This is a genomic window from Sphingobacteriaceae bacterium GW460-11-11-14-LB5 (genome assembly GCA_002151545.1).
In the GTDB taxonomy this organism is placed as follows: domain Bacteria; phylum Bacteroidota; class Bacteroidia; order Sphingobacteriales; family Sphingobacteriaceae; genus Pedobacter.
Map to the genome: position 1 here is coordinate 5,034,110 of CP021237.1, position 26,019 is coordinate 5,060,128.

Consider the following 26,019-nt stretch of genomic DNA (forward strand, 5'->3'; position numbering starts at 1 on the left):
GATGCGAAAGCTTAATTTTACATCATATTTTTTACCATAGGCATGATTACAACCGAAAGATTATACGATTACTACCAAGAAAACCCTGTTATTTCTACCGATACCAGAAACATTAGCCCCGGCTGTATCTTTTTTGCGCTTAAGGGAAATCTTTTTAATGCCAATGAATTTGCTGCTCAGGCTATTGAAAAGGGTGCCGCTTATGCGGTTGTAGATGAAGAAAAATATGCAACAAATAATCAATGCCTATTGGTTGAAGACGTATTAAACACTTTGCAGGATCTGGCTCGCCATCACCGTAAAAAACTGAACATCCCTGTTATTGGCTTAACCGGTAGTAATGGTAAAACAACCAGTAAAGAATTGGTAAATGCTGTGCTGACCGAGCGATATAAAACCTTTGCCACCTTTGGCAACTTAAACAATCATATAGGTGTTCCATTGTCTATATTATCCATTACTGATGAAGTTCAGATTGCGGTAATCGAGATGGGGGCAAACCACCAAAAAGAAATAGAACTTCTTTGCACCATTGCCCAGCCCACCCATGGTATTATTACCAATGTGGGCATGGCGCATTTAGATGGTTTTGGTGGATTTGAGGGCGTAAAAAAGGGAAAGGCTGAACTTTATGCTTATCTAAAAGAAACCCAGGGTTACACCTTTATTAATAGAGACAATCCTTATTTAATAGAAATGAGTGCTGCCGCTGGTTTAAACAAACTCATTTATTATGGAACAGAAAATGGCAATACCATTAAAGGCTCGTTAAAAAGCAGCGATCCTTTTATCGAAGTCGACTGGACCAACCATGAAATTTTTTCATCAGTAAAAACCAATTTAACAGGAAGTTATAATTTCGAAAATATTCTTGCCGCCATTTGTATCGGCGATTTCTTTGATATGAATCCTGAAGAAATCAATGCCGGTTTAGCGGACTATCAGCCCAAAAACAACCGGTCACAGTTAACAAAAACCGAAAAAAATACCGTGATATGCGATTTCTACAATGCCAACCCAAGCAGTATGACGGCAGCATTGAAAAATATTGCCGCACTATCGGCCAATAAAAAGACTGCCATTTTGGGCGATATGTTCGAATTGGGCCCAGAATCTCCTGGTCAGCACGAAATAATTGCCAAACAGGCCGGCGAAAGCGGTTTGGATCAGTTGATTTTTATTGGAAAAGATTTTTATGCTTTTAAAAATACAATTAAAGGCCTGTTTTTCGAAACGCCTGCAGAGGCTGCCCAATATTTACAAGATAATCCTGTTCAAGATCATTTAGTGTTACTGAAAGGCTCAAGGGGAATGAAACTAGAAAGTTTGTTGCAATATTTGTAGGCTAGGCGCATGGCGCAATGTGCTTTACTATTCTACCAACAATCCAACATCGCTTACTTCCAATAATGGATTATCGCGCATATTCTGCTCGATTTCGATATCAAACTTGCCGTTTCTTGGAAAACGATAATTGGTAAGCATGGGCAAATTATAACTGAACACGTTTCCTGAACCGCTACCCAGCCATTCGCCATCATTTTTAGCAAGTTTATACTGATAACGTTTGGTTACCATCTTTTTACCATCCTTAAAATGGGCAAGGATAAATATATTGGCGTATTTATAATCTGCCGTATGCCTTAGCTTGAAATAAACATTATAAGCCCTGGTATTGTCTTTTATTTCAAATGTTGTCGAAATATGGTTACGATAAGTCCACCTGCGATCGGCAATTTCTACATTGCTATCGATTACGCTGGTCGTACAGCCCATAAATAGGGTAACCATAAATAAAAAGCCAAGCAAAAAAACTTGTCTTTTATTCAGCAGCAGGTTTATTTTCTGAGCCATTATTATTGTTTCGGCGGTTATTATTCTTCCTACGGTTATTTCTATTCTTGTTCTTGTTTTGTTCTGGCTTAACACCCTCTGCAGCTACACCTCCTTCAGGTTTTTGCACCTGTGGCTGTTGCTGTTTTGGCTTATTGTTTTGAGGTTTTGGCCCATTAACATGCTGTGGTTTTGGTACTGCCTGTTGCTGTGGTTTCTGTCCGCCGTTTTGTTGCGGCTTTGGTCCGTTAGGCTGTGGTTTTCCGCCTTGCTGGTTTTTTTGGCCACCTTGTTGAGGCTGTTGCTTATTATTAGGCCCAGCATTCTTCTCTCCGGCAGGTACTCTTTCTCTTCTGTTTTGATTGTTGTTGCGGTTATTTTTCTGATTATTGTTTTTGTTCTGGTTGTTTTTACCCCGCGAACGTTCATCCAGACGGGTTAAACTATCCTGACCAACCACATTTTCATAATCGAAAGATTTCTCTACCACCACAGGGGCTGCAATCTGCACCGCTTCCTCTTTTAAATTTGGTGCTTTTTTACCGGCCTTGTTCATGGCCATGATTTCTTTTACCCGTGCAGCTTTAACCGGAATCCAGTTTTCATCGCCCTGGTAACTAAACCACATGATTTTTTTAAAAATATCCGTTTTTTGGTGACGGGCGTAACCCGCTTCGGTATCTAAATTTTCGATTCTATCGGGAATATCTTTTAAGGCATCCAGATAGGTATCCAGCTCATAGTTCAAACAACACTTTAATTTGCCACACTGGCCGGCAAGCTTTAATGTATTTAACGATAAATTCTGGTAACGTGCTGCAGCTGTAGAAACGGTTTTAAAGTTGGTTAACCAGGTAGAACAGCATAATTCGCGGCCACACGAGCCAATTCCACCCAAACGGCCAGCTTCCTGGCGCATCCCAATCTGGCGCATTTCAATCCTGATGCGGAAACTTTCCGCCATTTTTTTGATCAGCTCGCGGAAATCGACACGGCCATCAGCAGTATAAAAGAAAGTCGCTTTGGTTTTATCGGCCTGATAATCTACATCACTGATTTTCATCTGTAAACGGAGATCTAAAGCCAACTTACGGGCTTTGTGCATGGTTTCCCACTCCATTCCCTTAGCGGCATTCCATTTCTCCACGTCGGCCTCTGTAGCTTTACGGTAAATCTTCTTCACCACCTGATCGAGCGTGGTTTTACGGCGTTTCATCTGGATCCGCACCAATTCGCCGGTAAGCGAAACATGCCCTACATCAAAACCACCGGTTGGTCCTTCAACAGCCACCAGCTCGCCAATTTCGAGGTAAATGTTGTCGCTGTTTAAGAAAAACTCTTTCCGAGAACCTTTAAATTTTATTTCTGTAACCTGAAAAGGTTTATAATTAGAAGGCATATCCAAATTAGACAGCCAATCGTGAACTTCCATTGTTTGGCAACCACCGGTGCCGCATGAGCCATTACTTTTGCATCCATTAGGGGTGCAACCACCACCTGTTGAACAACTTCCACATCCCATATTAATTGTATATATATTGAGTCCCCGCAGGGAGCGTTTTAAACTTGATAATTTTTACCAATTGTAAAGATACATCTAAAAACAGAATTTTTGGGTTTGCATTTCTTTCAATGTGGTAATGTGCCTTTTCCAGTTCGCCAATTATGGCCTCTGCCATAGGCAAGGTAAGTACGTGTGTGCTGAGTTTTTTGGCGGTTTCGAAGGTTAAGGGGGGTAATTTCACCAATTCTTCAGCTCCGCTTAAAATTAAACAGCATTCGCGTAAATAATTTACGCCATATTTTAAAAAATTCTTCTGGTTTTCTCTTCCCCACTTCGCCGCTTCATCTGTAAACTCGATTAGATCGGGAACTTTGTTTCCAAAACCCATCCTCAGCCAGGCCGTAAACGTACCCGAACTGTCGCTTTGCGTATCTGCTGCCAGTGCTTTTGCTTCAATTAAATTTCCGTCGGCCAAAAAGGAGTAATCAATGGCCTGATGCTCGGTTAATCCACTCGCATTTAGTAAATATCCGGTGACCTCTTCTGATGAAAGTTTCGGAATCTTCACAATTTGCGTCCGGGATAAAATGGTGGTTAAAATCTGATCCTGACTTTGTGCGATTAATATAAATAAGGTATTTGCAGGTGGCTCTTCAATTAATTTAAGCAGCGCATTCCCGGCCTTATCCAGGTATTCGGGCAACCACATAATTAAAACCTTGGTTTCGGCTTCGAAAGCTTTATAACTTAGTTTTTTAATAATATCGTGGCATTCGGCAATGTTAATATTGGCCTGTTTATTGGCCGCATCGAGCTTCGATCGCCAGATATCCATATCAAAATAAGGATCCTGCATCAGCATTGCCCGCCATTCTTCCAATACATCTATGGCCGTTTTTACACTTGCCGAGGCAAAAAAAGGATAAGAGAAATGCAGGTCGGGATGAATTAAACGTTCGTACTTTCTACAACTCGAACATTCGCCGCAACTATCATTTTCGCCTTTATTAAGGCAATTGATAAATTGTGCATAGGCAATAGCGAGGGGTACAGCGCCAGAACCAGCAGGCGACAAAAACAACTGCGCATGGCTAATGCGGTTTTCTTTAACCGTTTGCACCAATTGTTGCTTCACTCTTTCCTGTCCGATGATTGCTTTAAACTGCATTTGGTGCAAAATAAGAAATAGATATGATATTCACAGCCTCGTCATTCTGAACTTGTTTCAGAATCTCTATTTTTTAGATTAAAACGACATTTTATTTTTTTAGAAAAGCAAGGCCTTGTGCGTTTCGGTTCCGAAAGTCCTGCTATTGCTTCAAGTCCTCTCCCGAATGAAAAATCGGGATGTGGGCTTTACGCGCGATCAGGTTTATTTAACTAAGTCAGTAATTCTTCGGAAACATCCAATTTACGCCCTGCAAATTTACCCAAACCGTACGGGCTCTGCATCAAAAAACCTGATGGAAGCGGCAGCCCCGAAGCATGAGGGCCAAAGCATACAGCAGGACTGGACATAGCCACGCACTACAGGTTTTGCTTTACAAAAAATGGAACGAATCAAATTTTTAGTCACAGACACTAATAACACACCCCTTACTAAAGCATTACCTGTAATATTTATCGATTATTTCAAAAACCTTACCTTTGGCTTTTTAAAAATTAAAGATGGGCCAACGCTTTACGCTAAGTGCCCGGCGCTTAACTTATGGCCAGAATCCTCGCATTTGATTACGGAACAAAACGCATCGGCATCGCAGTAACCGATCCTTTGCAGATTATTGCAACAGGCCTCGATACCGTGCACCCGAAAGATGTGATCGAATATGTTAAAAAATACATGCTTAGCGAACAGGTAGAGGCCTTTGTGCTCGGCGACCCGAAACAAATGGATGGCTCACCATCCGATTCGGCACAACATGTAAAGGGTTTTGCTACCTTGTTAAAAAAATCATTCCCCGATATTCCCAGGCACTGGGTTGACGAGCGTTTTACCTCTAAACTTGCCCATCAGGCCATTATGCAAAGTGGTTTAAAAAAGACGGACAGAAGAGACAAAGACCGGGTTGATACTATTGCTGCAACCATCATTTTACAATATTTTATGGAAAGTAACCGTTTATAACCAACAAATGAGCCTGATAAACGACGATTTACAAGATTTATTAATCGCCTACTGCGAACCTGAAAGCGAATTGCTTCAACAGATAGACCGCGAAACCAACCTTAAAGTTTTAATGCCCCGAATGCTATCTGGCCACTATCAGGGCCGGGTTTTGAGCATGCTCAGCAAAATGATTTCCCCTAAAAGGATTTTAGAAATCGGCACTTTTACCGGTTATGCCACTTTATGTCTTGCTGAGGGCTTAACCAGCGATGGCCTGCTGTATACCCTTGATATTAATGAGGAACTGGAAGATATGGTTCGGCATAACTTTGCCCAATCGGCCTTTAACCATCAGATCAACTACATCCTGGGCGATGCCACCCATACGATAGCTGCTTTAGACGAAGTTTTCGACATTGTTTTTATCGATGCAGATAAGAAAAACAATGGCACCTATTACGATCTCATTTTTGATCGCGTTCGCCCTGGCGGAATTATCATTGTGGATAATGTACTATGGAGTGGAAAAGTACTTCAGGAGAAACAGGATAAAGACACCAGAAATATTACTAGTTTTAATGATAAAATAGCTGCAGATGAACGGGTTGAGAAATTGATTTTACCTGTTCGGGATGGTTTGTTTTTGATCAGGAAGAAAGCTTAACATATAATGATTAATCGGTTAATTGTTTAAATCGGTTAATCGCACAGTTAACCAGATAAACAATTTGTACAGTTAACCATGACTAAAAAAATCTTTACTTTTTGTCTGCTCCTTTTAACAGGGATTGTTGCCAGTGCACAAGATACAGACGAGTATATTGCAGAGCATGTAGAATATGCGCAGGATTTAATGCGCGATCATAAAATCCCCGCCAGTATTATCCTGGCTGTCGCTATTCACGAATCGGCTGCAGGAAACAGTAAAATTGCACAACACCTTAACAATCATTTCGGCGTAAAAGGTCCGAATAATAATACCGAAATCCGTTCATCCTATCGCGATTACTTAAATGCAGATGAATCTTACAGCCATTTTGTAGAAATTATGGAAACCCGCGAACCTTTTAATAACCTTTTTGGAAAATACGATCAGTACGATTACAAAGGATGGGCTTACGGAATCCGCCGTTGTGGTTACGCCAGCAGCAGAAGCTGGGCCAGCCAGGTAATCGGGTTGATCAAAAAGTACGAACTTTACCAATACGATGAAAGACCAGAGGGTTATGAAGAGCCCGTTTATGCTGCACCAGCTCGCCACCGCTCAAAAAGCAGAAGAACAACAAAAAGTTATACCGTAAAATCTGGTGATAACCTGAGCATAATTGCCAAAAAGAAAGGAACCACCGTTAAGGCCCTCATGCAGAAAAACGGCATAAAAAAAGCGAATTTAAAACCAGGACAGAAGTTGAAGTTTTGAGTCTTGAGTCCGTAGTCATCAGTCCCAAGTCTATTAACCTACAGTTAAACAATTAACCCTATATACCCCACCAATGCGTTCATCCATTCAGTACTTCCTTATTGTAGCAGCCCTCCTTTTTTTTAGTTCTTGCGGTTCGCGGAAATTTTCTAAAAACAACAAGCAGATCGAAAAAGCAGCCAACAAAGCCAATAACAATTCGTACAAAAGCTACAATACCTTAAGTTATATTGATGAGTTTAAAGGCGTAGCGGTTGAAGAGATGAATGCAAATGGTATCCCTGCAAGTATTACGCTGGCGCAGGGAATTTTAGAATCGGGCAGTGGAAACAGCGATTTGGCTAAGTACGCAAACAACCACTTCGGCATTAAATGTACCTCAGACTGGAAAGGAAAAAACTATTTCCGCGACGATGACCAGAAAAACGACTGTTTTAGGGTATATAAAGATGCCCGCGAATCTTTTAGGGATCATTCTGAATTTTTAAAACGCAAACGTTACAGCTTTCTTTTCCAATTAGATAAAAATGATTATAAAAGTTGGGCACAGGGATTAAAAACAGCGGGTTATGCAACCAATCCGAAATATCCTGATCTGTTAATCAACACCATCGAAAAATACCAGCTTTACCAATACGATCAATCGGAAAACGAAAAGCAAAAGATTGCCCGTGAAGATCGTGTGTTCGCAGAAATCAACCAGAATATCCCTCAGGAAAAGGCAAAGTTTACACCAGTTGAAACGCCGCCAGCAGGCGCCAAACCCATTCTTGCCGATGGCACTTATACCGTTGTTAAAGGAGATACACTCTATAATATTGCAAAACGCTTTAATTTAACGGTCGATCAGTTAAAAATGCTGAACGAAATGAGTACCGATGCCATTAAACTGGGCCAGATACTTAAGGTTAAATAATGTTAAGTACAAACATAGCCTGCCAGATATTTGTAGTTTTGTAGCTTAATGAAATTTTTTATTCCCTTTATATTTGTTTTCAGCTTCTCTACGCTGCTTCATGCACAGAATAAACCTGTGCAGGGAATTGTTATTGATAAAGAAACCAAGCAGCGTTTGGCTAAAGTTTACATCTATAACCTCCGTACAGGCGATGGTTTATACAACAATACGAAAGGCGAATTTAGCACCTTTGCGCTGCCTGGCGATACGCTGGTTGCCGCTTTATCGGGCTATGGGGTAGATACAATTGTTTTTAAAGGCCAAACCGCTGCATACTTTCAACTCAGATCGCTGGGCATCAGACTGCGCGACGTCGTTATTCAGCAAAAAAGATTGAGCCCGCAGCAGCAATACGAAAAAAACGTTCAGGAATACCGTTACCAAACCATGAAAGGAAGCAGTAAAGATTTATTGAATTTAGGTAATGGGGGTGTTGGTTTAGGTATCGATGCCATTTACAATCTGTTAAGCAAACAAGGAAGAAACGCCCGTCATCTTCAAAAAATCCTCGAAAAAGATTATCGTGAAGATTTGATCGATTATCGTTTTAGCGCCAGTCTGGTTAGCCAGGTATTGGGCATAAAAGATGCTGAACTGACTGATTTTATGCAGCAGTATCGTCCTACTTATCAATTTGTATTGGATGCAACTGATTATTCCTTTAATCTTTTCATCCGGAATGCCTATAAAAGCTACAGGTTAAATCCTAAAGCCTTACAATTGCCTAAATTGCCGGCAATAACCATCGATAAGTTGTGAAAGCGCCCATTCTGATCGTTAAAAAACTCCCGGCAGCAGGTATGGCCATCTTTCCATTTATCCTGTTAAAATCATCAGGACTTAAAAACGATCCAACAATCATTAATCACGAAAAAATCCACTTACGTCAGCAATTAGAATTGCTTATTTTTCCTTTTTATCTCTTATACTTAATTAACTACCTGGTTAACCTGATTAAATACCAAAACCACGATTTAGCCTACCGCAACATCGTTTTTGAACAGGAAGCCTATGCGCACGAAAGCGAGCTAAACTATCTAAAAAAGGGGAATTGGTATGGCTGGCTTAAAAAGATCTGAAACAACAGTTTTTGCCTCCAATTCAATTGTCAATCTGACAATCATTTTGATAAATGCTTTTTATCTCTAAATTTTTTCTTTTTCTTTGTAGGTAATGAAGAACTGTTTAGCTGCCATAATCCTGATTCTAAGTTTCTGCTCTACAAAATTATATGCACAGGAAATTGATACTATTCCGATCAATACAAAAGACCTGAATATAAAGTTAAAGCGTAGTCCTTTGCCAAGCAGACAAGGGCCATTAAACTTTGAGCCCGTAAAAATTAAACCTTTGGTGGTAAACGCCAAGATTAATTACTGGAAAACAAGAACCAACATCGGCATTAATGTTAACCAGGCCCAATTCAGTAACAACTGGAAAGGTGGGGGTACCAACTCTGTGGCCGTTGGCGGATTGTTAAACTGGAAAGCCGAATACAATAAAAACAGCTATAGTTACATCAGTGAGCTGGTTTTACAATATGGTAAAATCAAAAACAAAGATCAGCTGCAAAAGAAAACCAACGACCGTATTTTTTGGGATAATAAAGCTTCTTTTCAACTCTCTAAAAGCTGGTTCTTTTTCGGATCGATCAGCTTTGAATCACAGTTTGATAAAGGCTTCAGGTACTTTAGAGATGGTAATGGTGATGAGCAACAAGTTTTGATTTCACAGTTTATGGCACCAGGGTACCTAACAGAATCTATCGGTTTCGAGTATAAACCAGTTAAATATTTCTCTACCCGAATTGGCACAGGTACTGCAAGACAAACTTTTGTTCTCGACACAGCTGTATACGATAATAAAAAAGAAGTTTACGCTGTTGAAAAGGGAAAAAAAATTAAAAATGAACTTGCTTTTCAGATTGTTAGTGCTTTTGATAAAGACATTTTCACCAATACAAATCTAAAAGCGCGGTATGCCATGTTTATTCCTTATAAAGATTTTAAGGCAAGTAAAATCGACCACAGGTTAGACATTGCTTTAACTGCAAAAATCAACCGTTTTATGAACACCAGTTTAACAGGTGTTCTATTATTTGATGACGATACCGGCACAAACAAAATACAGGCGAACCAAACTTTAGCATTGGGTTTTGGCTTCACCTTTCCCAGATAGGTTTAGCCGCCACCAACTTTACCGATTTCCCAATATGGCATCGTAATAATCTGCCTGAAGCTTACGCCCCTTTGCTTTAGGTACTTTTTAAAATACTGTATCGATTTTGCCCTTCCGGTTAAGTAAAAAGTAGCATTTTGCCACATTTCCCAGCAGATCGGATGCATGTTTTCCATCCAGTTGATGGCATTTTTAGCCGGAGTATTGGGGTCAGAAGGTACCACATCGATCAACAAATTGAGCTGTTCAGCAGCGCAAAGGTTTTCTTCCTGTAGCTCTAAAATTCCAAAATATTCCACATCCTCATCCACCACTTTTCTCCCAAGCGATTCATATAAACCCAGGCTGGTTTCATCACCAAAAAAGAAATGCTGGTTCGATTCTTCCATGTATTTAACTCTTGCACGGTCTAGAATAAGCTTTAAAGAATCTCCTTTTTGAATATTCACAGCAAGGCTGTGTCCGGGTCCCTGCCTGTTTAAATAAAAGATAACTTCGCAGGTTTCCTCCGTTTGATTAAAGGCAGACAGGGTATAATGGCGGTACTCGTTGGCGTTAACCCTAAATAGCACCTCCATTCCAGGAATAAATTTGGCATCAAAAAAATCGCCTTTAAAGGTAACACACTTTAGGTTGCTGCTTAACATTCTAGTTGCTACAACTTCTACCTGATATATTTTATTGCTGATCACTTTTTCCATTGTATTGGCCAGCCATGACGGTAATTTTGGCATCGTTTTCTTTTTGTTTAGTAACTTTGAACAAAAGTAATTGTCTAACAACCGCATCTTTTTATATCAAAGGGATTAAAGTTTATATCAAAAGGATTTTATGGCTTTAAACATTTATGATGGTGATGATAAGTATTATATTGTTGGAAGCAAATTCGACAATACCGAACTTAATCAGGCACTGGTCACCGAAAGAAGAGACAAGTACAGCTTTCCCTTTGGCGATGCAGAAATCGTGCAGATATCTTTTTCCGGCATTTACATTGTTTACGGCGATATGCTGGTGAAGCAGAACCGTTTGCGTATTAAAGCTTTTGACGAACCTGAATTGGTAGAATTACATTTTTCGCTTATAGGTGGTGGAATAATGGAAAATTACCTCACCAATAAGCGGCTCGATATTAAGGCAAACCAGCATAATATTATCTACAGCCCGGATTTTGATGGGATGGCAGAATTCCCCACCAATGGCCCGCATAAGTTTTTCGAAGTAAATTTTGAAAGGAGCCGCTTTATCGATCTAACCAGCGAAAGCAGCACTTTGTTAAAAAACTTTGCCGAAAAAATCATGAACAACCATTCAGTAGAGCTTTCATCAGAAAATCTACCCATCAGTCTGGCGATGCACAGTTGCATAAATGATATTATGAACTGTCATTTTACAGGGGGCTTAAAACTCTTGTTCCTGCAATCTAAATGCCTCGAACTTTTGGCATTGCAAGCCCAGGCTTTTGAGCTCGCAGCAAAAAAAACCGACACCTCTGCCATTAAATCAGCTTACGATAAAGACCGTATTTATTATGCCCGTGAATATTTGTTGGCCAATGCCAACCATCCACCATCTTTAACCGAGCTGGCAAAAACAGCAGGAATAAACGAGTTTAAATTAAAACAAGGCTTTAAAGAGGTTTTCCAGAATACTGTTTTTGGCTATTTAAGCGATTATAAATTGATGCGGGCCAAAGAGCTCCTGGCCGATAACAGTAAAAACATTAAGCACATTTCTGATGAGTTGGGCTATTCTTCGGTACAACATTTCAGCAGTGCCTTTAGTAAAAAATTCGGCATCAGTCCCGGGAAAGCACGTTAGTCTAGGGTTGAGGATTTGGAGTTGAGTAGCCTTGGGTTTAAACCCAAGGCTAGGACCGACCAAACTTAATCCTTTTTCCGCTTTTTCTTTAAATCGAGATAATCAATATAATATAACACCTTTACTGAAAGGCTGTTATTTTGGGGCGCATTTAAAATCCCGCTTAGGTTTTTATCGTAACGCTGTGTGTAAAAGGTATCGTAAGTTTCGGCTGCATCCTTGTACGAAACAGAAAGGGTACTCCCCGGTGCAAATTGCCAGGTATAAATTAAATCAATATTAAACACATTATAGTTCCTATCCATTCCGGTTAATGTTGCCCCTTGATATGCTGTTAAGTTGCCATCAGGTTTAAGCAAATAAAATTCTTTATTTCTTCTATCACTCCAATAATGTCGTAGTACCACCGTTAGTCCCATTAAATTGGTAAAAGTGTATTTAGCATCAAATGAGTTTTCTACCGTTCTGCGGTCGTATTTAGAGAAAATAGCTTGATCTCCCTGTGCAGTTACCCAGTTTACATAGTTATAATTCGGGTTGAAATTCAGGTCTAGTCCAAAAGCAATCTTATCATTTAACCTCAGATTCTGGAAAAAGTAAAAGTTATATTGTTTGCCACCGAAAAGCTGTTGCTCAAAATAGCGAACGTTTCCGCCAAAATTATAGGCCTTGGCACGGTTGGGGTTTATATACAGGCTAATGCCGTAGTTTTCAGGTGCACGGTACAACTGTCCGTTTCGTGCCTCATAAAAATCGTTACTTTTTCTATCCCAGCTTAAGTCTAATTCTGCCGACCATTGATTTTTAAACTGGACCCAATATCCTGCATTTGTACCGATTTTTTGATAAGCACTCGGTATTGCCCTGCGGGAATAGGTCAGATTAAGCCAGCTTTCAAATTGATTATACCATTTGCTTGGCTTGTATACGTTGTAACCAATGCCTATCCGCTGATCTAAAAAGTTGTTATTGGTAAAGAAACCCATATCTGATGGGTCAAATTTATCATCAGCATACACCTGATTGTAGCTCCAGGTAAAATTGCCACTCTGTTTCCCAAACCGTAAGGTATAACTATAACCCGTACTCGACTCCTCACCCCGTAAATAGCTCATTTTACCACCACCGTTTACGAAATATTTATTGCCTTTATTATTTAAATTGAAAAGCAAGGCACTTACATTGGCATCGTAAGCAGAACCCTGCCTCAGCACGTTTGTATTGATAAAAGTAGCCGAACTGTTGTTTTTTAACGACTGATCGAAAACCAGAATATTATAATTGGTAAGTGGTTGCGTTTCGACCATACGAAGGTTACCCTGCGCATCTTCTACCTCGGTTTCCATGCGATTGGTAATGGCATTAAAAATACCAATGCCCAGCCCTTTAGCTGTACGTCCGGAAATTTTTGTCGCATTTAATACCTTGGCCTCCGTTTGATCTTTTACAATTTTATCGCCGCTGACCACCTCACTATAATTATAATAAGAAGGTATGGAGCCAATCCGCTTGGAATAAAACAGGTCGCCTTTGTTAAACAGCTCTGTTCCTTCGGTAAAAAACTGTCGGTTTTCATTAAATTTCACTTCAAAAGGCGTGAGGTTTAATATCCGGTTATCAGATTGTACCTGCCCAAAATCGGGCACCAAAGTCATATCGAGTGTAAAACTGTTGTTGATTCCATATTTAACATCCATGCCGCCGTTAAACCGTGAGGTTGTATTTTTTACGCCGGGTAAATTAACCGGATAATGGTTTACATAGGCCGAAATATAGGGCGAAAAGGATAATCTTAACGGCGGTTTAACATCTTTTATACCCATCCACAAGCCTTCCTGATTGATAAAGCCGTTTACCTTAGGATCTACAAAATTCCAAAAGGTTTGAAGGTTTTTCCGCTGCACCCTGCGGCTAAAATTCAAACCCCAGTTCTGAATATCCTTACTGGAAAAACGCAGTGCCGAATAAGGAATCTTCATTTCACAAGTCCAGCCTTTATCATCAATTTTAACTGCACTTTCCCATACTGCATTCCAGTTTGAATCTTCATCACCAACCTGCGAGTATTTGGCATCGAACTGAACACCCGCAGCGGTAACGAAAAAGCCATTTCCGTTCATCTTATCATAAAAGGGGTCGACAATAATCGAAATGAAATCGGCATTGCCAATATTATCTCTCGAAACCAGTTCGTGCGAAACGCTGTCAGGATGATCATACATCCGGGCATAAACATATATCGCCACATCATCGTAAAGCACCTTCATTTCGGTGCGCCGATCTGGAGTTTCTATTTTTCCAGGATTTGGTCTGATCTGAATAAAATCAGTTGCTATGGGAACATTATTCCAGCACTCATCATCTAAAATACCATCTATTTTGGGGCTTAGAGAGGTTCTTTTTGCTGCTAACTGGCGCTGTTTTGAAATATCCTGTGCTCGAGAAAAAGCACAAATAAATATAAAAAAGAGGAGGATGCAGCGTTTCATTCGTTTAGGTTAGTTAGGTATAAGACCATGCCTTTAGCAAAATGTTGCATCAAAAGAAAAATTTAATATTCATCTTCCTAAAGTTTTGACTTTGAGTTGCTAAGATTTACAAGCAAAATTTGATACATTTGCCTTTTATTAAAAACAAGTAGCTTTTTGCCTTTCGGCATGAAGCCTTTAGCTTAAAAAAAGATGTTTGATAATTTACAGGACAAGCTAGACAGAGCATTTAAAGTACTAAAAGGACAAGGCAGCATTACGGAAATCAACGTGGCAGAAACCATGAAAGAGATCCGCAAAGCATTATTAGATGCCGATGTTAACTATAAAACAGCGAAAGCATTTACCGATGATGTAAGGCAAAAAGCTTTGGGGCAAAACGTGCTTACTGCCGTTTCTCCAGGTCAATTGCTTACCAAAATAATGAACGATGAACTTGCAGCCTTAATGGGTGGCGAAGTTACAGAGTTAGATACTAAAGCAAATCCTACCATTATTTTAATTGCAGGTTTAAACGGTGCGGGTAAAACTACTTTCGCAGGTAAACTGGCTTTGCATTTAAAAGGCAAGGGTAAAAAACCTTTATTGGTTGCAGGCGATATGTACCGCCCGGCGGCTGTAGATCAATTGGAGGTTTTAGGAACTTCAGTTGGTGTTTCAGTTTACGCTAACCGTGCATCAAACGATCCGGTAGGCATTGCTTTAGAAGGTATTGCACACGGTAAACAAAATGGAAATAACGTCATCATTATTGATACCGCAGGTCGTTTAGCGATCGACGAATCTTTAATGAACGAAATATCGGAAGTTAAAGCTAAAACGCAGCCACACGAGATTTTATTCGTGGTGGATTCGATGACTGGTCAGGATGCAGTAAATACCGCCAAAGTATTTAACGACAGGCTTGATTTTACAGGTGTGGTTTTAACCAAATTAGATGGTGATACCCGCGGTGGTGCAGCGCTTTCAATTAAATCGGTGGTAAACAAGCCGATTAAATTTATCGGTACCGGCGAGAAAATGGAAGCACTTGATGTTTTCTATCCAGACCGTATGGCATCGCGTATTTTGGGTATGGGTGATGTGGTTTCACTTGTTGAGCGTGCACAAATGCAGTTCGATGAGAAAGAGGCAGCAGAACTTCAGAAGAAAATCCGTAAAAATAAATTCGATTTCAACGATTTCTACAACCAGATTCAGCAGATCAAGAAGATGGGTAACATGAAAGATCTGATGGGCATGATACCAGGTGTAGGTAAAATGATGAAGAATGTAGATATCCAGGATGATGCATTTAAATCAATCGAAGCGATTATCAATTCGATGACCCCATTTGAAAAAGAAAACCCGGATGCGATTCAACAAAGCCGCCGCTTACGTATTGCGAAAGGTTCGGGCAGTAAAGTAGAAGAAGTAACCAAGCTGATTAAACAGTTTGAAGATATGCGTAAAATGATGAAGCAGTTTTCGAACCCGGCAGCAGCTGCAGCCATGATGAAAGGTATGCCTAAAATGCCATTCGGCAGATAGTAGAGAGCTTTGAGGCAGAAGGTTTAGGGCGTAAGGCCCATAGGCACGTCATGCTGTCCCGAGTCTTCGGGGTCAGCATCTCAAAAAATACAAATCCTGATCAGTAATGATTGGGATTTTTTTTATTTAAAGGTTTTTGGAAATCAGCGTGTTGTATTTCATAGGAAAGCAGGTTTAATTAACAAAGTTTGCTGCAAGTGATACAAAAGTATTATTCGCTCCACCTACCATTGTCTTTGGTTTCAACCAAAGCTATAAGCATATAAGTTATAACACCTAAACATTGCTTTTATTTAAACAATTACTATCTTAGTACAAATCAATATTCATTCCCGAATAATTTACATCCCGCTTTATTTTAATTAAAAATTAATGCTTGTAAAAACATACGGGAGTGCTGTTTATGGGGTAAATGCACTGACCATAACAATCGAAGTGAATATTAGCTCGGGGACCAAATACTATATGGTCGGCTTGCCCGATAATGCCGTAAAAGAAAGTTTGCAAAGGGTGGCTAGTGCCATCAAGGTTTCAGGTTATCACATGCCCAGGCAGAAAATCGTGGTCAATCTGGCACCTGCCGACATAAAAAAAGAAGGCTCATCTTACGACCTTCCCATTGCCATCGGCATTTTAGCCGCTTCAGGGCAAATTCCTGCCGAAGAACTGGAAGATTATTTTATTATGGGTGAACTTTCTTTAGATGGAAGTATACAGCCCATAAAAGGAGCTTTACCGATTGCAATACAAGCACAACAGGAAAGTTTTAAAGGATTTATCTTACCCAGGCAAAACGTTCGCGAAGCAGCCATTGTAAACGATTTGGTTGCCTATGGTGTAGAAAACCTTGCTCAAGTGATTGCTTTTTTTAATAAAACTGAAACACTGGAACAGGTTAAAGTAAACACCAAAGAAGAATTTTTAAAAAATATCAATAATTACGAGCACGATTTTGCCGATGTTAAAGGCCAGGAAAATATAAAAAGAGCCTTAGAAATTGCTGCTGCAGGTGGACACAACGTGATATTGATTGGTCCGCCGGGGGCAGGCAAAACCATGCTGGCCAAGCGCCTGCCCACCATTTTACCCCCCTTAAATTTAAATGAGGCTTTAGAAACCACAAAAATCCACTCCGTAGCCGGAAAGCTCTCTGCAGCGGATGCTTTAATGACCATCCGCCCATACCGCTCCCCACACCACACCATTAGCGATGTAGCCCTGGTAGGCGGCGGGATAAACCCGCAGCCTGGTGAAATATCGCTGGCCCACAATGGTGTGCTTTTTTTAGACGAACTACCTGAGTTTAAGCGTACCGTTTTAGAGGTGATGCGTCAACCTTTAGAAGACCGTAAAGTGGCCATTGCAAGGGCAAGGTTTTCGGTAGAATATCCAGCCAGCTTTATGTTGGTGGCCTCGATGAATCCCTGAGGTTGCGTGGACAATTATGCGCAGAACCGGGAAGATAGGTGAGCGCCAAATCAATATCTCCGGCATTGACAATTAGGTATTCAGTTATGGTTTCTGCAATTGCTTTCTTCTGGGGCAAATCCATTAAATCCCATTTTTCAGACAATGATTTAGCTTCGTTGAGTATATAGTCGCTCGACTTTAATTGAATTTTAGTCAGGTCGATCTTCGCCTCCAGTTCTGGTATTGATTGGTTGAGTTCATTAAACTGTTTCTCGAGTGGCTTGTACAAGTTCGCAAAATGTTCTTTGTCCAGTTCTTTACTTATTCTTAATTCAACGAGTTCATCCATCTTTTTTTGGATCCTACTTAGGCTTTTAACCGAATTTGCCAATAATAATTCATCTTTTTTGATTGCCTGTTCTATCTCATCTATAAACATTTGTGGAGTAACTCCTTCAAGATATTGTTTAAGAAGATCCTGAAATATTTCATTAATATCAATCTCTAGGATAATATTCTTACATTTCCTGCAACTGAAACTTTTAGTATTTGCATAAACATACATTGCTGCACCACAGTGACATTTGACTATACCAGCAAGAAGATTTTCTGATGGTTTTCCGATTTTTACTCGTCTCACTTTCTGCTCATCAAGAACCGAGTTGCACTCTAGCCAAAGCTCTTCTGATATTATGGCAGGGCATGGTCGTTGCACCCATTCGTCTTGAGGCTTTACAATCCATTGCTTCCCGTTACCCATGCTTTTCGTGTAATTAGCGAGGCGAACACCTTTTGCGGTAGTATCGCGTAATAAACGGTCGACTGTCGTATCGCTGAACTGGCTACCGTTACGGGTACGATGACCAAGAGAATTCAATCTGTCGGCAGTAGTTTTCTTCCGTTGGCACTCTTTAAATATCTCATAAACCAACTTTCTAACAGGAGCTTCATTTTCGTCTATGACGAGTTGTTTATTTATCCATTGGTAGCCGAAACTAGCTTGTCCACCAAGCGGCTTACCCATTTCTGCTCTAACTGGAATAGAAGCGGCAACCCTACTTGAAATTTCTTCGCGCTCCCATTGTGCCATCGCAGAAATAATTGTAAAAAAAAGCCGCCCAGCTGGTGTGCTAGTATCTATTTGTTCTGCCAGTGATATGAGATCAGCTTTCTCGTTTCTAAAAATTTCTGCGAATTCGAGAAGCTCCTTTGTATTACGCGCGAGTCGTGCAAGTTTTGAGAAAACCAAACCAGTTATGCGTTTACTTCTAATATCGCTCAGCATCCTTTGGGTTTCTGGATGTTCCATGACCGTTTTCCCAGATATAGCGTCCAAACGATATACCTCAACGACCTCCCAATCTTTGGACTTGCAATAATACATCGCGCGCTGTTCATGATGCTCCGGACTTTCATCCTTCACTTGATAATCTGTAGATACCCTAATCCAGATACCAACTTTCTTTGTGTTCATAGCTATGTTTTTTAAAACTAAAAATATAGATGACAGGCAAATGTGAATATACCTATGCAAACATTATGCGTCCAAAATCATTCCTGTATCGGTTAAAATGAACATTTTAATGCTATTACATTTAAAATTTGCATTGTTATTAGATTTGTCTCAGAGTTCAAAAAACCGACCGTAAATTTTTCTTAAACAGTTTTACGATTTAATAGATTTTTAAAACCAAATGCCCTTTTGCCAAGTTCAAGAGCAGAAAGTACTGCACTGGATTTTGCCAGTCCCATACCTTTAAATTTCGCTAGTTCCGTATGACTTAGTTCAGAGAGTTTAGATAGATTATTATCTACGGAGTTTAGAATTTTTTCTCCTAGTTCAATTGCATTGGCATCCGCAGTTCCAGAGCCGATCAACATTGCAATCAATTCAGCCAGTGTCATCTCTCCCGGTCCACTGTCCAAAAACTTTTCCCGCGGCCGCTTTTCAGGCTCCCATGACTTTATTCCACTATCTTTCATTTGTTTACTCTGGTTGAAAAGGTCAAACACGGTGACGTCTTTCTCACTTGCATGCGCTGCAGATTGAAAAAGCGATGCAAACGCGGAAATCCATAGTTCGAAATCTTCCTGCCAGATATACATTCTGGCTTTCCTGGTACTTCCATCCTCATATCTGACCAAATTAGTAATGCGCATATAGTTGCTTTTGTTCCTGGCCAGTTTAAAATCCAAAAAGAAGCTCTTCCTTCCCGATGAAAAAGACTCCGATGCAATGGTGTTGTTTCTCATAACCTGTTCATATTTAAATCCCTATCAAATCTCAATATTGAAAATCAATTAGTCGGTTGTATATTAGCCAATCCGATTTAAGCGCTTTTAAATCGGTTAAATAACTGGAAGACAAGAAGATTAATTTTTATGGAATTAGCTGTGAATGAAGACACCGACCGCAATTGTGCTTATTCTGGATGTAGTCGACTATTCGAAGGGCGCAAGGATAAACTCTATTGTAGCGACCAATGCCGGAATGCCGCAGGCAGGGAGAAGAAGAAGATTTCAAAATGGAAGGAACCTGAACATTTTGGACAGGTTAACAGGATTATTATGCGTAATTACCAAATTTTGAAGCGCCTTTTCAATGAAACTGGCACTCCCGTTAAGAATTGGCAGCTCAGCGATGAGGGATTTGAATTTAAATTCATGACTGGGATCTACAGGCTAGACGAAGGCATTGATATCTATATGTGTTACGAATATGGCTGGCATCAACTCCTAGAGAATAAAGTCAGGATCTACTTCATCCCACCATTATTTCTTACAGGGATCGCAAAGATTGCCAAGGATTTTAATCAATATTCTTCAAAGGAATAGCGTCATTTTGCAACTTGATAAATAATTTGGGCTCAAAATAAAATATAAATTATTGCTTAGCAGGATTTGCTAACATCTTGGTTTATAAGTCCGTCGTCATTTTTGATATTCAATAAAAATTTAAACGTAACACCTCAAAATTTCATAATTTTATGAATGCAAAAAATTCCTGGGCTGGGCTCAATCGTTTTTATTAATCCACATGCTGCTCTCAAGGCAGCAAAGGAAGTAAGTGCTGGAAAAATTGCAACGATAACTTCTGATGACTTTGGGATTGATGCCTTTGAAGTACCGGCGTTGGAAAATGCTGAAATTCCCGAGAATTTTCCTGATTGCTGTAAAGGCCACCAATCGCTCTATACCTCATTGAAAGAAGATTTTAATCGTTTTCCAGACTGCTGTGATAACCATCGGAAGCTATACAAAGCCCATTGGTTTGATAAGTCACAGTACCTATATATTCCGACAAAGGTAATGAACAGTTACATTTTCACGATAGACTGTATAAGACAGAACATGAATAAGGTCGACTGGAATAAACGGATCAAAGATTATGTCGACTTAACCATTAAAAGTTTTGGTCAATTGCCCCATGGTTTTGGGCCACCAGTTGGACTTTCCAATTACACTTCAATTGTCAAAAGCAACCTCACGTCCATTGACGACCTAAGTGCCGAAAAACATGCTGCAATCGCTGAAATGTTTTCGAATCAAACTATTAATCAAACCACCAACAATGAATATGATTTGGGGCTTCTAATCCAAATTTACCAGGAGTGGCTTCGTGTTTTCCCGTTTGATATACCTTATCTTTCGGCTGCAAAAAAACAATTTGAAAGTGCAATACCAGTACTCAAAGGGCCAGGGGAAACCAACATGTACTCAGGGGTCACCGCCGTCGGAATGAAGTCAAAAAAGGAAATGCTCGATTTTGTTAAAGACGCAACCCTTGCTATTATTACAACACTCAATGCGGCAAATTCATTTGAGAAAGGGCACCTGACCGACACAGCATCAGCAGAACTAAAGCTATTGACGGCAAATAGAAAAGTAGAAATTGAACAATTAAAATTATCTAATAAAGCTGACGCGAATGGTTATTTAAAGATCTTAAAAAAATGGCTGAAAGGGGAAAAAAAGTTCGTGAGTGAACTGAGGATAAAAGCCGGGGGGGCAACTTATGATGAACAATTCCGTCAGTGCTTGACAGATGCGATCAGCCATTTCCAGCGTAATAACATCAATGAACCATGTATCGCCAATGTTTTGAATGGCGGCAAAAACAAAGAATCCATGGTCCGCTATTCTTTTAAAAATTTCCTCTCAGCCAGATTTCCCGATGCGGCTGTTGTAGCCGAAGAAGAAATGGGAAAAGGGTATATGGATTTGACCTTCTATCAACCGTTGCTATCCCGAAAGGTTATTGAATTCAAGGGCTGGTGGAACTATGACAAAAAGGAAATTGCTTTTCAAGTATCCAAATATCTAACGGATTTTGAGCATGAAGGCTATATCCTGATGATCAATGACCAGGTCAAAGATATCTCTGCGCAATATAAAGACCTTCTTATGCGAGAGAATATGAACTTCATTTCCAACAGTTGGACGGAACATTTGGTACCCAACGGAAAATTCACATACTATAGTTCAATGCATCAATTTGGCATAAAACCCAAAAAGATTTATCATCTAATTTTTAATATACAACCTATTTCAAACAAATAGGTCGTCATCGTTCAATATAACTGGTATATGAATTAAACCTCTCATCATGACAGAAAATGAATTTGATTATCACAAAGAAATAAGTCAGCTTCCAGAATACATAGGAGCAAGCTACGCCATGGAAAATGCAAACCAAGCAGTACCCATTTTCGAAGGACAATTCTCCATCAGGCAAGCAGAAATCAATATCACCGTTCTTGGTACGATAGCATTTAATTGGTTTCCAGAAAAAAGGGCTAAATTTCAGACCAGCCAAATACTTGAGGAGTCCCATCCTTCTGTGCATATCAACATGGCAAAACCTTGCCAAATTATTATTGATGATTTACTGTTCGGCGAAGCTTGGGTAACGAGCTTCAAAGACATGAATTATCTCAGCGGATTTTGTGGTAGGGCAGTGTTGGGCGATCCAAGAATAAAGGTTTCAAGAATACATTTCTCCATCCCGAACCTTTTAATATCTGACGGTGAAAAAATTAAAAGGACCCACCCCGAGTCTATTTACTTTTTTAATGGCAGACAGGTTTTTGAACATGGTCCTTTCAAGATAGTCATAGACAAATCTGATAAATACGAAACATTGTATGAAGAACTCAAAAAATCCGGGGGATATCTACTCACCTGTGGTGGTGAGATAACGAGTAAAAAAGGGCCGTTTTCATTGAAAGACGTTGAAGAACTCCTCTTGTCTTTTCATAATTTTATAAGTTTTATCAACGGCAGAGAAACTTCTCTTTATTTTTTGAAAGGAGAGCATGAGAATGAAATCATTTGGCAAGACTTCTCGAGCTACTTTTGCGAACCGTTCAAAGAAGTAACTCGTTGGTCAAATATTATAGGTCTAAACAGACTCAACGATATTTGGGTGAATTTCTCTGAAATGTGGAAAGATCCTGATAAAAAGGATTTTCTCCTTTATGCAATTCATTGGTATTTGAACGGAAATGCAAACAATGGTTCAACCGAAGGCTCAATCATTTTCGTGCAGACAGGCTTAGAGTTAGTATACAATTGGTTTTTAATAGAACAGAAAAAACTAATCCTCGGCAGTGACGCTAGTAACATTGCAGCTTCGAACAAGATAAGATTATTACTATCACAACTTTCGATCCCCAGGGAAATCCCTGTCGAGTCAGAGAACCTAATGAAGTTGGCAGATATGGAAGATGGAGCTGAAGTATTTACCGTGATAAGAAACGCTCTTGTTCACGGTCAGGAGAAAAAACGGAGAGACTTGAGAGATATTGGTAGTATGGAAAGGTTTGAAGCATTAGAATTAGGCCTTTGGTATCTAGAGCTTTCTCTCCTGCACATACTGGGATATAAAGGAAATTACAAGAACAGAATTAAGCGTGGCTGGTTCGGTTTAGGCGAACCATTGCCATGGCAAAAAGATGCTAGCTAAACGAATAATGTTTCATTGTCTGGAACTTTATGATTGATGGTATTTATTGTATATTTCAATCGCACTAAAATTCCTTCTTTCAACGGCACCAATAGCAAGACGATCGGCATATTCTTGTTTTCCATTCTTGTAAAGCTCTTCAATAATTTCATTCATTTTACTTTCATCGAAATAGGCATCAGAAGGAAGCTTTTCCAACAATACATCCATTAATTTCCCTGTTATTTCATAATCCCTGCTTCGAAGTTTTGATTCAACTATTTTCAAAAGCCTGTAGGTATTAACATCTATCTTTTCGAGCGATATCGTCCTTTTAAAACGATCTAGATCTGCTTCCGTAAAATCTCCCAGCAACTCAGCGAAGTAAAGCATTTCGAATGCTTTTTCTTTTAGGTATTTATCTTCTGAGTTTTCTGAAACAGCCAGTAACCTTTCCCATACATATCTTATTTTTTCGTCCTGATGGAGAACATCCACAGTTTTTATCCTATCAATCAGATAACCCAGCTTTTGCACATCGGCGGAGTCTAAAAGGCCATTCAACAATACATCGGAATTATCGAGACCAATTGCAAAAGCAATCCAGATGTGTTCAACCAATCGGCGTACAATCACAGCATTTTCTATCTTTTCATAGATTTCAGAGTGATAAACTGGATAAAACAGCTCGTAAAGATTTGTGTATAGCTGCCCAGAGAAAATCAAATACCCATAGAAAACAGGCAACTTGTACTTGCCTTCTTTTACTTCAGTTAGTAGATCTACGTATTTCTTCAGCCAACCCATGTCCAAATAACTGATCTGTGGCACATTGAATCCTAGTGACCAATAAAACTCGATACTTTCAGATTTCTCCGAAAGGCGTTTGGTGAAAACGTCTTTTACTTTCTCATCCCAAAACGGTTCACCGCCCTGGACCTTGACCTTTCTCATCGAGCAAACAATCATTGCGTCATAAATATGCCCACGCGTCGAATTCATGATGTCATTTAACGGATCGTTATTGAGCCATTCAAAAGTACCACTGTAGGCCGCTTCCATAAATACTAATATGTTTACTGCGCTTTCGATCTGTTCAATCGAAATACTGTAGTCATTGCTTTTGATGAAAGTACGAACCGTCCAGGCAATCATTCCCACCGATCCAGATTTGTCACGTCCGTCTGTTGAAAGATCCCAAATATCTGCTCTATTCTCCACTAACAAAGTTAGGAAAGCTAAAAATCGCGAAACATCCACGGTCGCACCTTTTTCTGCAAGCCCACGAAAACCATCCACGAAAGTATAGATGAACGGTATCGGCAATGATTCGAATTTATTGAGCTGTACTACCACTTCGGAATTGGAAGTGACCACATATTCCCTTAGGTCCTGTTGCAGTCCGTAAATATTGTACCCGTCCCATTTATCTTTATTTGCAAGTAGATTAAGTACGTCTAAAACCGATTTCCCCAATATCCTATTGGAACTGCTATAATCGCCGCCAGGTCTTATCGTAAAGTAGCTATCATATCCAGGGTGGGATGGTTGCGAGCCTTCGGTTATTTCTCTTAGCTGATTGTATGGCTTGATTACCTGCTCATAATATTTATAATGTATTGGTTCCAAAGCCAAATACCATTCCAACTGGCGATATGCTCGGTATTTTTGATGCTGTTCGTCCGGTTCATTCTCTGATCTATCTACATCCAAATCGTCTATCCAGCCGGTAACGGTATTAACCTCCTCAATGGAAAAATGGTCGCAGTGCCGCCAGATCAATCTATAGATTTCAAGTTTGGCTTCGAATTTATTAAGAGGATTTGCCTGCTTCCAGAAAAGACTGCAAAACTCCGTATAATATCGATCTATTAGAAAATATGCGATGCGAGAAAGGATATGATCGTCTAGAACGATAAAAACTGATAATTGCTCCCCCAATTTGTCCTTTTGCATCTTTGAAAGCAGTTCTATCACTAACCTTGACAAGGAAAAGTTCAAGTTTGTTTCATTAGAATTTTGTGGATCTGGCTCCAGTGAAGTAAGCTCGACTTTGCTAAACATAAATTTATGCTCCTCACTTACGCTTTTCAGCTTATCAATAGACCATTTTACCACATCATCTCCCAAGTTTTCATATAGCATATCTGGTGCAGTCTTGGAAAAGCTCTCAAGGGCATAATCATCAATGACTGAATGTGCCCGATGCTGCCTTTTCTCAAAGACAGGTGTAAAGAACCTGTTAAGCAAATTCATCGCCATCCCTTTATTGGCTTGAAGGACACGTGGGAAAAACGAACTGACCATTTCTCTGGATAGTAACGAACGATCTCGGGTCAAACCAAAATCAAATACAAATTTTAGGTGGCTGCCCATCAGAAGGTCAATAGGTAATAAAAGGATCGATTTCGCAATATGGTAATCAACTGTAAAATTACGTGCATCGTCATTTTGTCCCTCATTTGCTAAGCCAATATATTCATCGATAATATTTAGCAGCAGGCCTGTAAGTTCTGGAAACTTTGACAGAGCTTTTGCCGCCTCAACGATTGGAAAGGCACCTTCCCAGTTTTTAAAGCCTCGCACCGGCTTGCCATCAGAATCTTCGGACATAATAACTTCCGGTATTTCCGAAAATGAAAGTAGTCCGTTTTTGATGGCAAACGTAAACCAATCCGGGTCAAACGCTCCGCTTAGCTTCCTAATAAAATAGGACCTAGTTACAGATTCATCCAAGCACTCCAACATTTCAGGCCCATTTTCCAGCACTGCCCTGTCAAATAGCTCATCAATCCTATTAATTTTTTCTATAATATTCATCACTA

The 26,019-nt window shown here is 39.8% G+C and carries 23 protein-coding genes; 15 read left to right on the forward strand and 8 right to left on the reverse strand.

Annotated elements, in window-relative coordinates:
• The first annotated feature begins 45 nt into the window (after positions 1–45).
• A complete protein-coding gene (locus CA265_20345; GenBank protein ID ARS43074.1) occupies positions 46–1,344 on the forward strand; it encodes a UDP-N-acetylmuramoyl-tripeptide--D-alanyl-D-alanine ligase in 1,299 nt (432 codons plus the stop codon).
• A gap of 27 nt (positions 1,345–1,371) precedes the next feature.
• On the opposite strand, the gene CA265_20350 is transcribed toward CA265_20345, so the two are convergent.
• From CA265_20350 to CA265_20360, 3 genes are read right to left on the reverse strand one after another with little or no spacing between them, the layout of a single operon-like run.
• Complete coding sequence (locus tag CA265_20350) at positions 1,372–1,854, reverse strand: gliding motility lipoprotein GldH (protein ID ARS41875.1); 483 nt, start codon at positions 1,852–1,854, stop codon at positions 1,372–1,374.
• Positions 1,823–3,355, reverse strand: a complete 1,533-nt coding sequence (locus CA265_20355) for a hypothetical protein (GenBank protein ARS41876.1) — start codon at positions 3,353–3,355, stop codon at positions 1,823–1,825. Before CA265_20355 ends, CA265_20350 begins: the two co-directional genes overlap by 32 nt.
• A 1-nt stretch (position 3,356) precedes the next feature.
• The gene (locus CA265_20360; GenBank protein ID ARS41877.1) at positions 3,357–4,505 is read right to left on the reverse strand and encodes a hypothetical protein; all 1,149 of its coding nucleotides are present in this window, start codon (positions 4,503–4,505) and stop codon (positions 3,357–3,359) included.
• A gap of 166 nt (positions 4,506–4,671) precedes the next feature.
• On the opposite strand from CA265_20360, the gene CA265_20365 reads away from it, so the two are divergent.
• From CA265_20365 to CA265_20400, 8 genes are all read left to right on the forward strand, one after another.
• Positions 4,672–4,857, forward strand: coding sequence for a hypothetical protein (locus tag CA265_20365; protein ID ARS41878.1), 186 nt, complete (start codon positions 4,672–4,674; stop codon positions 4,855–4,857).
• Between the two features lie 188 nt (positions 4,858–5,045).
• Positions 5,046–5,462 carry a Holliday junction resolvase RuvX gene (locus CA265_20370; GenBank protein ID ARS41879.1) on the forward strand — a complete coding sequence of 139 codons (417 nt, stop codon included), beginning with the start codon at positions 5,046–5,048 and terminating at the stop codon, positions 5,460–5,462.
• Between the two features lie 7 nt (positions 5,463–5,469).
• Positions 5,470–6,108, forward strand: a complete 639-nt coding sequence (locus CA265_20375; GenBank protein ARS41880.1) for a methyltransferase — start codon at positions 5,470–5,472, stop codon at positions 6,106–6,108.
• A gap of 78 nt (positions 6,109–6,186) precedes the next feature.
• A complete protein-coding gene (locus tag CA265_20380) occupies positions 6,187–6,864 on the forward strand; it encodes a hemagglutinin (GenBank protein ARS41881.1) in 678 nt (225 codons plus the stop codon).
• A gap of 73 nt (positions 6,865–6,937) precedes the next feature.
• The gene (locus tag CA265_20385) at positions 6,938–7,780 is read left to right on the forward strand and encodes a hemagglutinin (GenBank protein ID ARS41882.1); all 843 of its coding nucleotides are present in this window, start codon (positions 6,938–6,940) and stop codon (positions 7,778–7,780) included.
• A 48-nt stretch (positions 7,781–7,828) separates the two neighbouring features.
• Positions 7,829–8,581 carry a hypothetical protein gene (locus tag CA265_20390; GenBank protein ARS41883.1) on the forward strand — a complete coding sequence of 251 codons (753 nt, stop codon included), beginning with the start codon at positions 7,829–7,831 and terminating at the stop codon, positions 8,579–8,581.
• Positions 8,578–8,901 (forward strand): hypothetical protein, encoded by a 324-nt coding sequence (locus CA265_20395; GenBank protein ID ARS41884.1) that lies wholly within the window; start codon positions 8,578–8,580, stop codon positions 8,899–8,901. Before CA265_20390 ends, CA265_20395 begins: the two co-directional genes overlap by 4 nt.
• A 94-nt stretch (positions 8,902–8,995) precedes the next feature.
• Positions 8,996–10,000: a hypothetical protein gene (locus CA265_20400; protein ID ARS41885.1), complete on the forward strand. Its 1,005-nt coding sequence runs from the start codon at positions 8,996–8,998 to the stop codon at positions 9,998–10,000.
• 2 nt (positions 10,001–10,002) lie between these two features.
• On the opposite strand, the gene CA265_20405 is transcribed toward CA265_20400, so the two are convergent.
• The gene (locus CA265_20405) at positions 10,003–10,734 is read right to left on the reverse strand and encodes a hypothetical protein (protein ARS41886.1); all 732 of its coding nucleotides are present in this window, start codon (positions 10,732–10,734) and stop codon (positions 10,003–10,005) included.
• 97 nt (positions 10,735–10,831) lie between these two features.
• Between CA265_20405 and CA265_20410 the strand changes: the two genes are divergently transcribed.
• Positions 10,832–11,821: a hypothetical protein gene (locus tag CA265_20410; GenBank protein ID ARS41887.1), complete on the forward strand. Its 990-nt coding sequence runs from the start codon at positions 10,832–10,834 to the stop codon at positions 11,819–11,821.
• 65 nt (positions 11,822–11,886) lie between these two features.
• Here CA265_20410 and CA265_20415 read toward each other — a convergent pair whose 3' ends face one another.
• Positions 11,887–14,310: a hypothetical protein gene (locus tag CA265_20415; GenBank protein ID ARS41888.1), complete on the reverse strand. Its 2,424-nt coding sequence runs from the start codon at positions 14,308–14,310 to the stop codon at positions 11,887–11,889.
• 192 nt (positions 14,311–14,502) lie between these two features.
• On the opposite strand from CA265_20415, the gene CA265_20420 reads away from it, so the two are divergent.
• A complete protein-coding gene (locus tag CA265_20420) occupies positions 14,503–15,840 on the forward strand; it encodes a signal recognition particle protein (GenBank protein ARS41889.1) in 1,338 nt (445 codons plus the stop codon).
• Between the two features lie 372 nt (positions 15,841–16,212).
• Complete coding sequence (locus CA265_20425; GenBank protein ID ARS41890.1) at positions 16,213–17,268, forward strand: magnesium chelatase; 1,056 nt, start codon at positions 16,213–16,215, stop codon at positions 17,266–17,268.
• Here CA265_20425 and CA265_20430 read toward each other — a convergent pair.
• Positions 17,240–18,724: a hypothetical protein gene (locus CA265_20430; GenBank protein ID ARS41891.1), complete on the reverse strand. Its 1,485-nt coding sequence runs from the start codon at positions 18,722–18,724 to the stop codon at positions 17,240–17,242. The two genes, CA265_20425 and CA265_20430, sit on opposite strands and share 29 nt — an antisense overlap.
• Positions 18,725–18,906: 182 nt before the next feature.
• A complete protein-coding gene (locus CA265_20435) occupies positions 18,907–19,503 on the reverse strand; it encodes a hypothetical protein (protein ID ARS41892.1) in 597 nt (198 codons plus the stop codon).
• 129 nt (positions 19,504–19,632) lie between these two features.
• Between CA265_20435 and CA265_20440 the strand changes: the two genes are divergently transcribed.
• The 3 genes from CA265_20440 (at position 19,633) to CA265_20450 (ending at position 23,215) form a co-directional block, all read left to right on the forward strand.
• On the forward strand, positions 19,633–20,085 hold the full coding sequence (locus tag CA265_20440) for a hypothetical protein (GenBank protein ID ARS41893.1): 453 nt from the start codon (positions 19,633–19,635) through the stop codon (positions 20,083–20,085).
• Between the two features lie 156 nt (positions 20,086–20,241).
• Entirely contained in the window at positions 20,242–21,810 is a 1,569-nt protein-coding gene (locus CA265_20445; protein ID ARS41894.1) for a hypothetical protein, read from the forward strand.
• 46 nt (positions 21,811–21,856) lie between these two features.
• Positions 21,857–23,215 (forward strand): hypothetical protein, encoded by a 1,359-nt coding sequence (locus CA265_20450; GenBank protein ID ARS41895.1) that lies wholly within the window; start codon positions 21,857–21,859, stop codon positions 23,213–23,215.
• A 27-nt stretch (positions 23,216–23,242) separates the two neighbouring features.
• Here CA265_20450 and CA265_20455 read toward each other — a convergent pair whose 3' ends face one another.
• Entirely contained in the window at positions 23,243–26,014 is a 2,772-nt protein-coding gene (locus CA265_20455) for a hypothetical protein (protein ID ARS41896.1), read from the reverse strand.
• Positions 26,015–26,019 lie beyond the last annotated feature (5 nt).

Bases quoted from the DNA above. Each gene is read 5' to 3' on its own strand.
- CA265_20450 (ARS41895.1), top strand. From the start codon at position 21,857: ATGACAGAAAATGAATTTGATTATCACAAAGAAATAAGTCAGCTTCCA.
- CA265_20445 (ARS41894.1), top strand. From the start codon at position 20,242: ATGCAAAAAATTCCTGGGCTGGGCTCAATCGTTTTTATTAATCCACAT.
- CA265_20400 (ARS41885.1), top strand. From the start codon at position 8,996: ATGAAGAACTGTTTAGCTGCCATAATCCTGATTCTAAGTTTCTGCTCT.
- CA265_20360 (ARS41877.1), bottom strand. From the start codon at position 4,505: ATGCAGTTTAAAGCAATCATCGGACAGGAAAGAGTGAAGCAACAATTG.
- CA265_20430 (ARS41891.1), bottom strand. From the start codon at position 18,724: ATGAACACAAAGAAAGTTGGTATCTGGATTAGGGTATCTACAGATTAT.
- CA265_20415 (ARS41888.1), bottom strand. From the start codon at position 14,310: ATGAAACGCTGCATCCTCCTCTTTTTTATATTTATTTGTGCTTTTTCT.
- CA265_20405 (ARS41886.1), bottom strand. From the start codon at position 10,734: ATGCCAAAATTACCGTCATGGCTGGCCAATACAATGGAAAAAGTGATC.
- CA265_20375 (ARS41880.1), top strand. From the start codon at position 5,470: ATGAGCCTGATAAACGACGATTTACAAGATTTATTAATCGCCTACTGC.
- CA265_20370 (ARS41879.1), top strand. From the start codon at position 5,046: ATGGCCAGAATCCTCGCATTTGATTACGGAACAAAACGCATCGGCATC.
- CA265_20435 (ARS41892.1), bottom strand. From the start codon at position 19,503: ATGAGAAACAACACCATTGCATCGGAGTCTTTTTCATCGGGAAGGAAG.
- CA265_20380 (ARS41881.1), top strand. From the start codon at position 6,187: ATGACTAAAAAAATCTTTACTTTTTGTCTGCTCCTTTTAACAGGGATT.
- CA265_20390 (ARS41883.1), top strand. From the start codon at position 7,829: ATGAAATTTTTTATTCCCTTTATATTTGTTTTCAGCTTCTCTACGCTG.
- CA265_20365 (ARS41878.1), top strand. From the start codon at position 4,672: ATGAAAAATCGGGATGTGGGCTTTACGCGCGATCAGGTTTATTTAACT.
- CA265_20355 (ARS41876.1), bottom strand. From the start codon at position 3,355: ATGGGATGTGGAAGTTGTTCAACAGGTGGTGGTTGCACCCCTAATGGA.
- CA265_20385 (ARS41882.1), top strand. From the start codon at position 6,938: ATGCGTTCATCCATTCAGTACTTCCTTATTGTAGCAGCCCTCCTTTTT.
- CA265_20420 (ARS41889.1), top strand. From the start codon at position 14,503: ATGTTTGATAATTTACAGGACAAGCTAGACAGAGCATTTAAAGTACTA.
- CA265_20455 (ARS41896.1), bottom strand. From the start codon at position 26,014: ATGAATATTATAGAAAAAATTAATAGGATTGATGAGCTATTTGACAGG.
- CA265_20425 (ARS41890.1), top strand. From the start codon at position 16,213: ATGCTTGTAAAAACATACGGGAGTGCTGTTTATGGGGTAAATGCACTG.
- CA265_20440 (ARS41893.1), top strand. From the start codon at position 19,633: ATGGAATTAGCTGTGAATGAAGACACCGACCGCAATTGTGCTTATTCT.
- CA265_20410 (ARS41887.1), top strand. From the start codon at position 10,832: ATGGCTTTAAACATTTATGATGGTGATGATAAGTATTATATTGTTGGA.
- CA265_20350 (ARS41875.1), bottom strand. From the start codon at position 1,854: ATGGCTCAGAAAATAAACCTGCTGCTGAATAAAAGACAAGTTTTTTTG.